The following is an 8,350-nucleotide window of genomic DNA, read 5'->3' as shown; positions in this document are numbered from 1 at the left end:
GACCGTCGCCGTGCGCCAGACCGCCGAAGGCGCCCATGAGGCCAGCAAACGCGTGCATGCMGTCTTGACCGAAGCCTCGCGCAGCGACGCCGTMGTCGCCCAGGCGATCGACGCGATGAGCGGCATCGAAAAGTCATCGGAAGAGATCAGCAAGATCATCGGCGTCATCGACGAGATCGCATTCCAGACCAACCTTCTGGCACTGAATGCCGGCGTCGAGGCGGCACGCGCCGGTGAATCCGGCAAGGGCTTTGCCGTCGTCGCCCAGGAAGTGCGCGAACTGGCGCAGCGTTCTGCCGCCGCCGCCAAGGAGATCAAGGACCAGATCGCCCGCTCCTCCGGCCAGGTCGACCAGGGTGTCCGCCTTGTCGGCGAGGCAGGCGAAGCGCTGAAGCGCATCTCCGACCAGATCAAGGCGGCCCAACGAGATCGTCTCGAAGATCGCCCACAGCGCCTCCGAACAGGATACGACGCTGCGCTCGATCTCGTCTTCGATGAACCAGCTCGACGCCGCCACGCAACAGAACGCCGCCATGGCGGAAGAGACGACGGCATCGGCCGAGACACTCGCTGCCGACACCGAGGACCTGCTCGGGCTGATCCGCGGCTTCCGCGTCAACGACGGTCGTCCGGCTGCCCAGAACCKCTACGCCGCTTAAAGCGGGAACGCAACAGCGATCTCAACCGCCGGGCATAAACCCGGCGGTTTTTCTTTATCTGGAGGTCGCGGCTATCCTCGCCCCGGCGAATGTCTTGCTCAAGGCACTATTTGGCTGGGCGCAATTGCAGCCTCGACACGCCGGCAGCGACGTTAAGCCCCGTTCCTGCCTCKCCACTCAGCGGCTGCAGGCCGAAATTTTTCGAAGTCCCGCCGACGAGTGCGTTTGCCCCCAAACCGACGCCCACGGCAGCGCCGGCAGATGCACCGACATAATCACCGGCCAAAGCGCCCTCTCCGGCGCGGGTTGGTTGGATACTGTAGACAACCCAGCTCAGATAGGACTTGCCTGTCACGCCGATGTCGACGCCGAGCTTACCGATTGAGCCAACATAATGCTCTGACGGACCCGAACTCCGCTTGAACCGGCAATCGACGGCCTTATTGGAGCCAATAATCATACCGACGCCTCCCGCAACCTGGCAGGACAGGGTGCCAAGACGTTCCTTAGGCCCCCTCGCGGCCTCTTCCTTGTGGGGGTGCTTTTGCGGATGATGCGCCGTTGCCGCATTGGCGGCAGGAACGGCGAGCCCGAGCGAAACTGCGGTGACAATAAGAGCAAGCTTTTTCATAAGGTTTCCTCCTTGACCATTCGCACTTCCCTCAACGCACTGGACACAAGTTCGTTCGAACCGAGGAGAGATTCCTTGGAGGCGCAAAACGAACGTCGATAACACTACGCTCTTTGGCCGGAACTTTCTCGTGAATGATCGACCCGGATTTTGCCAGAGCGCGATTGCCAAACTCGGGAGGTTGGGCGAAGACTAGCCGCATGACAACCGCAAACGACACGTTTCTTCTTCAAGGTCCGGAAGACGCCGAGATCACCATTCTCCTCGCCCACGGCGCGGGTGCACCGATGGATTCGGCCTCGATGAACGCAGTCGCCGGCGCCCTGGCGGAGCGCAATTTTCGTGTCGCTCGTTTCGAGTTCGCCTATATGGCTGGCCGGCGCAGTTCCGGTTTGCGGAAACCTGCGCCCAAGGCGGAAACACTGAAGAGTGAATATCTGGCGGCGATCGCCGCACTCGGCGCTACCGGTCCACTCATTATCGGCGGCAAATCGATGGGCGGCCGCGTGGCAAGCATGATCGCCGATGGCCTCTACGAAGACGGCAACATCGCCGGATTGCTATGTCTGGGTTACCCCTTTCATCCGCCGGACAAACCCGAAAATCTACGCACAGCGCACCTAGCCGGATTAAAGACCCCGACCTTGATCTGTCAGGGCACGCGAGATCAATTCGGCACTCGCGAGGAAGTGGCCCACTATGTGCTGTCGGACGCCATTGACATAGTCTGGCTCGAAGATGGCGATCATGACCTGAAGCCGCGCAAGGCAGTTTCAGGTCTGACGGCCGCCGACCATCTGAGGACGGTCGGCGAGACCGTGCGGGCTTGGAGCGACCGCCTTCGAGATAAAAAAACAGCCGGCTGAGCCTTGACGATACCTGTGGAGGAGAAGGCGGCTATGCCGCCATCTCGTGCCTCGTGCGACGCTGAGCGACGGGTTGCATCGCGGCCGCCTGCAGCTTGAACTGAGCGACGAGATCGCGAAGCTTGGCCGCTTCCTGAGCAAGGCTGGCCGACGCGGCCGTGGATTGTTCGACCATTGCCGCGTTCTGCTGTGTTGTCTGATCCATGGAATTGATCGCGACATTCACTTCGGCAAGCCCGGTCGACTGCTCCTTAGCGGAGGTGGCGATTGCGTTCATGTGCTGACTGATGCCGGCGATTTGTCCGCTGATGGTCTTTAGAGCCTGGCCCGTATCAAGCACCAGCTTCACGCCGCTTTCGACCTCGGCAGAGGACTTTTGAATATGTCCTTTGATTTCCTTCGCGGCTTGAGCCGATCTTTGTGCGAGTTCACGCACTTCCTGGGCAACTACGGCAAAACCCTTGCCGGCTTCACCGGCGCGCGCGGCTTCGACGCCGGCGTTCAGCGCCAGGAGGTTTGTCTGGAAGGCGATTTCGTCGATAACACCGATAATACTGGAAATCTGTTCTGCAGAAGCCTCGATACGGCGCATCGCTTCTTCCGCATGCGACACCACTTCAGCGGACTTTGCGGCGCTATCGTTCGCTTTTGTCGCCTCGGCACGGGCCTCGTCGGTGCGCTTGCTCGAATTCGACACATTGACGGTGATCTGATCGAGTGCCGCGGCAGTCTCTTCAAGCGACGCCGCCTGCTGCTCGGTTCGTCTGGAAAGGTCGTTGGCGCCCGATGCAATCTCCCTGGTGCCGTCATCGATCGCTGTGATTGCCGTTGAGATAGCGCCGAGCGTATCTCCGAGCTGTTTCACCGAGGTGTTGAAATCGTGTCGAAGGCTCTCGAATTCGGGCGAGAAGGGAACATCGATCTGGAAGGCAAGATCGCCGGCCGCGAGCCTTTTCAACCCGGCACCGAGGTCCGACGTGACAGCACGCAGGCGCGCGCCTGCATCTTCATCGGCCTGCTTTCGTGCCGCGATGCGGTCGACTTCGGCTTCCGCGCGAGCTGCCTCGGCCTGTTGTTCGAGCTGCTTGTTGGAAATTGCAGCCCTGCGGAAGACTTCCACCGCCGATGCCATGGTTCCGATTTCATCTGAACGACCGGCACCTGCAGAGGTAATGTTGGTGTCGCCACCGGCAAGTTTCTCCATATCGCTGGAGAGTGCAAGCATCGGCGTGGTGACTGTCTTCTGAGTCAGCAGGTAGAGGCTGATCGAGAACAGTGCGGTCAACCCGAGAAGCACTTTCAAAAGCGTGTCGACAAGAGCTTGCGTTTCGGCACTGCGTTTTGTGATGTCTTCGGAGACCGCATTGATCTGATCCCCGGCCTGTTCCATCACAGTTTCCAGCGCGGAAAACTGCTTCATAAATTCGGGCAGTGATTTCATGGCCGCCGACTGATCCTTGAGAGCAAGGTCGACTATCTTCGTGGCGCTGTCTATATAGGCAAGAAGCGGCGGCTCGATGTCGGCAACCACGCGCTGCGTGGCCGCATCGGTTGCGAGCGCTTTGTTGGCCGCTATCATCTCCCGGAATGACGTTTCATGTTCCGCCAAATCCGCCTTCACAGTGTCGGCCGCCAGACCTGCCGCCGGGTTGGATGCCAGCAGAGCTGCAAGCACGTCCGCGCGAAGCGCGTCATGCATCATATCGGCCTGCATATGGTTGCGAAGCACTTGTGCGGAATGGCCAACTTCGGCGTTGTTTCCAGACAGGGTGGATGCCGACCATATGCCAACGCCCGTCGCGCCGCCTGCCAGCGCGAAAATTGCGACGCTTGCAATGATGATTTTATGCTGAATTGACGCCATGGGTACCCTCCCCGAAAAAATCGAATACGAGGATACACAAAACATGCTTAATTTTTTGTCATTTGCCAACTTGTTTTGAATTCGGCTTACGGTAGAAAGACAAATACTGCCAGTATCGCAAAATCATCCAAAATATTAGTTTAGACTCAAGTATAAGGGATGCGCGCCCCTAAAACCGTCGCTCGATGATTTTCCGGTCAACCAGCCTGAGGCTGCGATCCGGCTGGATGATATAGGTTTCGTAGACATCATCTCCCCACTGATCGGTGAAACGGTGCGGAACCTGGCTTCCAATGGGGGATTTCGTGAGCTTCATCCTCGGCTGGCCGCCATAGGTGATGCTTCCCGGAATCGGCTTCAATGAAAAGCTGCCTGTATGAGACGTGCTCGTCTGATCGCATGAGCAAGTGATCAGACCAATCGTTGCAAGAAGGATGATGCGCCGCATGACTGACTCCCATATCATAATCTCTTGCTGCCACATCGGCACCGACCCTGTATTTCGACCCGGAATTGTGCCAAGAGGTAGCTACGCAAGTCACATTTTAAGGCTACATGACGATGAAGAAAATCGGCTTCCTATCGTTTGGGCATTGGACGCCCTCGCCCCAATCGCAGACGCGGTCGGCATCCGACGCACTTCTGCAATCTATTGAGCTCGCCGTCGCGGCTGAGGAACTGGGCGCCGACGGGGCGTATTTTCGCGTCCATCATTTCGCCCGCCAGCTTGGCTCGCCGTTCCCGCTGCTGGCGGCCGTTGGCGCGAAGACCAGCCGTATCGAGATCGGCACGGCGGTCATCGACATGCGTTACGAGAATCCGCTCTATATGGCCGAGGATGCCGGTGCCGCCGATATCATCGCCGGCGGACGCCTGCAGCTCGGCATTAGCCGCGGTTCTCCCGAGCAGGTCATCGATGGATGGCGCCACTTTGGCTACGCGCCGGCCGATGGCGAGACTGAGTCTGAGATGGCCCGGCGCCATGCCGAGGTCCTGCTCGACGTGTTGCGCGGCGAAGGTTTCGCCCAGCCCAATCCACGGCCGATGTTTCCAAACCCGCCCGGCCTTCTGCGCATCGAGCCGCATTCCGAAGGTCTGCGCGATCGGATCTGGTGGGGCGCCAGCTCGAACGCCACCGCAACTTGGGCGGCAAAGCTGGGGATGAACCTGCAGAGTTCCACGCTTAAGGACGACGAGACGGGGCTTCCGTTCCATATCCAGCAGGCCGACCAGATCAGAGTGTTTCGCGAAGCATGGAAGGCGGCAGGCCATAAGCGCGAGCCGCGGGTGTCGGTCAGCCGCAGCATCTTCGCACTCGTGAACGAGCGCGACCGCGCCTATTTCGGGGACGGCAACCAGAATGAAGACAAGATCGGCTTTATCGACGAGAAGACCCGGGCAATCTTCGGTCGCAGCTACGCCGCAGAGCCGGATAAACTCATCGAGCAACTGGCAAAGGACGAAGCCATTGCCGAGGCCGACACGCTGCTACTCACCGTTCCCAACCAGCTCGGCGTGGAGTACAACGCGCATGTTATCGAAGCGATCCTGACTCACGTCGCGCCTGCCCTTGGCTGGCGCTGAAGCCGCTCGGCAAGGCTTTACTCCTCGGCAATTGCCTCTTGGGCGGCTTGTCAGCCATTACAGCCTGCTGTTGGACTGAAGTCCTATATTGGAACCATGTCCCTCCTCAATCGTTGCCTCAATATGCAATTAAGGAGGATAAGCATATGCGCAATGCAATCATCGGATGCGCAATGGCGGTTCTTGCTATGGGTTCCGTTACTGTGCCTGCATTTGCAGAAGACATCGTAATTGGCGGCCCGTCATACGATGACGGCTACTATCACCATCGCAACCGCGCGGGCGTGATCATCAGCGATCACGGCATTGCGGTCGGTAGGGTTCATCGCGAGCGCTACTATGACTATGACCGCAACCGCTGCTATACCAGAACCATTACCCGCATGAATGAAGACGGCGACCGGATAACCAAGACGATCCGGCGTTGCGACTAACCATAAAAAAGGCCCGGCATCCCATGCCGGGCCTTTTTTCCTGTGCCGGCCGATACATCGGCGCGCGATGAGATCGCGATCCGCCTGCTAGTTGAGAGCAGGGCAACCCGGTCGATTGGCGAAAATCATGCGGTCGGGGCCACCGTCGTTCCAACCGCGGACGACGATGCGCCGTCCATTCATTTGAACGGAATCGATGCGTCGGAAACCTTCTTCACGAGCAGCTCGCATAAGTTCGCGCCGGCCACAGCCACCGCGGTCCCAATCCCCGCGCGGACGACCCCAGTCCTGATCTTGGTGATCCCAACGCGGCGGGCCGTTATCGTCGTCGTAATATTGCGCCATGGCGACCGAAGGCAGCAATTGCACTGCGGCCATTGCGACCATCGCAATGCAAGAAATTCCTGTGAAACGTCCAAACATCTTTCGCTTCCTCCTATGTCGGCGATATCGACGGGGATCATACAGCACTTACCTGAATGCCACCCGAACGAGCTATTCATCTAGTCACTTTGATCACGGGGCATACTTAGCCCCTTCATCCGGTGTCAAGCTGGAACCATGAAAGTGACCAATTCTATGCCCGTTAAGAAGCTAAATAGCGCAGGCATTTGCGGAGAACACCCATATGCTGCCAAGTGGTGCGGCGCACCAGCCGATAGGGCTGTCGCGAAACCCGCCATTGACGCTACCGGCGATGGGCCGATTGCCGAAGGCGGACCAGGTCTTGCGTCCTAAGACTTTGTCTTTGCACGCGTGAGGATGAAAAAATAATGCCGACTATCTCCCTCGACAGCCATGACGCCGAGAAGCCGGTCATCGTCAACCCTGCGGAAATGATCGGTGATCGGCTGCCTGTCATATGCCATTGCCGCGCTCGTCTTGCCCCTGAAGGACATTAATCTGAGAGAGGCAACGGGCCCCTTTGCTCGCCACATTTTCCGCAGGGACGAAAACAAGCTGCGCGCGACTCTGGTCCGTCCGAAACGATGGAAGCGAAGAGCAAGCTTCAGAGGAATCATCGACGGATCGATCGCCACAAGCCGATGAGGTCCTGCCGCAAACAGCAGAGCGTCGGCTCTGAGATCGGTCGTGAAGCGTTTGCCGTACCATCCAAGATTTTCCAGAACGCCGTCCAGAGGATGTTCGGATGCCACACCGTGACCTTGCCAAAGACCGGCAAGCTGGGTGGCCGACGTCACGCCCAGACTATCGAAATAGTCAAAGGCTTCGGCCTGCGATTGGAAACTGCTCGGAATTCGCTTGGCGGTGTTTTCCACGTCGCTCAACTCGGAAACGTCATGGTGGAATCAAGTTCCCAATCATACCATCCGAACACGCTCGAATGCTGGTTCCTTGTATAAGTCTTGCAGCGGCTACCCTAAGGCCTGACTTGCCAAACCATAAATGAGCGGCCCTCCGCCGCCGGGCTGGGCGCCGTCCTCCGGCAGCCAAGCGCGCCTCAGCGACATGCTGGTCACCGTATCATAGACCGGCAGTCCCGATTGCGCGAGGAATTGCGGAAAGGCACCCGCCTGCTGGCGGGTGTCGATCCGCAGGAAGCTGCCGACATGGTCAGCGACATGCGGTCGAACGACAGCGATTGCCTCTTCGTCGCTTGTTGCGACGACCGGGCCGATCACATGACCGCGCCCGAAGCGGCGACAAAGCGAAAAGGCGACGGTGCGTCCGTCGCGTATAAGCGCCAGACCTTTCGAGACATTCAGGAGGCGTGTCAGCACAGGCATGCGATCCGCACCATAGGCGACCAGATCCAGCGTCGCGATTTCCGCAAGATCGGCTTGATCGAGCGCCCGCAGGCGGGTGCGTGGCGGCAGCGGCACGATGGGCGGAGAGACGGCTTCGCCGTTGCACTGATAGTCGAGCTTTTCCGCGCGGAAGCCGAGTGACTGATAAAGCCGCTTGGCCGCGCGGGTGGCGTTGAGGCCGAGCGCGCGGGAACCGGTCTGCGCAAGGACATGCTCCATCATCCAGCGGCCGGTTCCCAGCATCTGCAATCTTGGGGAGGTGATGACCATGCCGATGGTGGTGAAGTCGGGAGCAAAATCGAACCACATGGCGGAGCCGAGCACACGGCCTATGGCATCGCGCGCCACGACACCGCGACCCATCTCACGAACGATCTGCCAGTCCTCGGCGCGATGCGGCCAGCCGACCGCCAGCGAAAGCGCATGCAGGGCATCGAGATCGGCATTCTCCATCTCGCTGAGGGTCAGTTCGAAGGAATCCAGTTGGATCGAACTGGATTTTACCATGGATATCTCCCCTCCCAACATGCGCGTTCCCGGACC

The 8,350-nt window shown here is 59.1% G+C and carries 9 protein-coding genes and 1 pseudogene; 4 read left to right on the top strand and 6 right to left on the bottom strand.

Going from position 1 to position 8,350, the window contains the following annotated elements; translation table 11 throughout:
* Positions 1 to 659 (top strand): annotated as a pseudogene (locus QD357_RS21615) (methyl-accepting chemotaxis protein); the annotation flags it as partial.
* Positions 660 to 765: 106 nt separating this feature from the next.
* On the opposite strand, the gene QD357_RS21610 reads toward QD357_RS21615, so the two are convergent.
* The gene (locus QD357_RS21610) at positions 766 to 1,290 is read right to left on the bottom strand and encodes a DUF992 domain-containing protein (RefSeq protein WP_183939751.1); all 525 of its coding nucleotides are present in this window, start codon (positions 1,288 to 1,290) and stop codon (positions 766 to 768) included.
* Positions 1,291 to 1,490: 200 nt separating this feature from the next.
* Between QD357_RS21610 and QD357_RS21605 the strand changes: the two genes are divergently transcribed.
* On the top strand, positions 1,491 to 2,156 hold the full coding sequence (locus QD357_RS21605; protein ID WP_183939749.1) for an alpha/beta fold hydrolase: 666 nt from the start codon (positions 1,491 to 1,493) through the stop codon (positions 2,154 to 2,156).
* Positions 2,157 to 2,187: 31 nt separating this feature from the next.
* Here QD357_RS21605 and QD357_RS21600 read toward each other — a convergent pair whose 3' ends face one another.
* Both QD357_RS21600 and QD357_RS21595 read right to left on the bottom strand, forming a co-directional pair.
* A complete protein-coding gene (locus tag QD357_RS21600) occupies positions 2,188 to 4,020 on the bottom strand; it encodes a methyl-accepting chemotaxis protein (RefSeq protein ID WP_414125010.1) in 1,833 nt (610 codons plus the stop codon).
* Between the two features lie 169 nt (positions 4,021 to 4,189).
* Positions 4,190 to 4,468, bottom strand: a complete 279-nt coding sequence (locus QD357_RS21595; RefSeq protein WP_183939745.1) for a hypothetical protein — start codon at positions 4,466 to 4,468, stop codon at positions 4,190 to 4,192.
* Between the two features lie 113 nt (positions 4,469 to 4,581).
* Here QD357_RS21595 and QD357_RS21590 point away from each other — a divergent pair, with 113 nt between their 5' ends.
* The gene (locus QD357_RS21590) at positions 4,582 to 5,604 is read left to right on the top strand and encodes an LLM class flavin-dependent oxidoreductase (RefSeq protein WP_183939819.1); all 1,023 of its coding nucleotides are present in this window, start codon (positions 4,582 to 4,584) and stop codon (positions 5,602 to 5,604) included.
* Positions 5,605 to 5,750: 146 nt separating this feature from the next.
* Complete coding sequence (locus QD357_RS21585; RefSeq protein ID WP_183939743.1) at positions 5,751 to 6,038, top strand: hypothetical protein; 288 nt, start codon at positions 5,751 to 5,753, stop codon at positions 6,036 to 6,038.
* 87 nt (positions 6,039 to 6,125) lie between these two features.
* On the opposite strand, the gene QD357_RS21580 is transcribed toward QD357_RS21585, so the two are convergent.
* From QD357_RS21580 to QD357_RS21570, 3 genes are all read right to left on the bottom strand, one after another.
* Complete coding sequence (locus tag QD357_RS21580) at positions 6,126 to 6,461, bottom strand: hypothetical protein (RefSeq protein ID WP_183939741.1); 336 nt, start codon at positions 6,459 to 6,461, stop codon at positions 6,126 to 6,128.
* A 311-nt stretch (positions 6,462 to 6,772) separates the two neighbouring features.
* Positions 6,773 to 7,297: a DUF4334 domain-containing protein gene (locus QD357_RS21575; RefSeq protein ID WP_414125015.1), complete on the bottom strand. Its 525-nt coding sequence runs from the start codon at positions 7,295 to 7,297 to the stop codon at positions 6,773 to 6,775.
* Between the two features lie 117 nt (positions 7,298 to 7,414).
* A complete protein-coding gene (locus tag QD357_RS21570) occupies positions 7,415 to 8,314 on the bottom strand; it encodes a GNAT family N-acetyltransferase (protein WP_183939739.1) in 900 nt (299 codons plus the stop codon).
* Between the last annotated feature and the right edge of the window lie 36 nt (positions 8,315 to 8,350).

This window comes from Rhizobium sp. BR 317, from assembly GCF_047445835.1.
GTDB classification, from domain to species: domain Bacteria; phylum Pseudomonadota; class Alphaproteobacteria; order Rhizobiales; family Rhizobiaceae; genus Rhizobium; species Rhizobium paranaense.
This window is presented reverse-complemented; position numbering and strand designations above follow the sequence as displayed.

Coding starts and splice junctions, on each gene's coding strand:
- QD357_RS21590 (WP_183939819.1), top strand. CDS start 4,582: ATGAAGAAAATCGGCTTCCTATCGTTTGGGCATTGGACGCCCTCGCCC.
- QD357_RS21600 (WP_414125010.1), bottom strand. CDS start 4,020: ATGGCGTCAATTCAGCATAAAATCATCATTGCAAGCGTCGCAATTTTC.
- QD357_RS21570 (WP_183939739.1), bottom strand. CDS start 8,314: ATGGTAAAATCCAGTTCGATCCAACTGGATTCCTTCGAACTGACCCTC.
- QD357_RS21580 (WP_183939741.1), bottom strand. CDS start 6,461: ATGTTTGGACGTTTCACAGGAATTTCTTGCATTGCGATGGTCGCAATG.
- QD357_RS21585 (WP_183939743.1), top strand. CDS start 5,751: ATGCGCAATGCAATCATCGGATGCGCAATGGCGGTTCTTGCTATGGGT.
- QD357_RS21605 (WP_183939749.1), top strand. CDS start 1,491: ATGACAACCGCAAACGACACGTTTCTTCTTCAAGGTCCGGAAGACGCC.
- QD357_RS21595 (WP_183939745.1), bottom strand. CDS start 4,468: ATGCGGCGCATCATCCTTCTTGCAACGATTGGTCTGATCACTTGCTCA.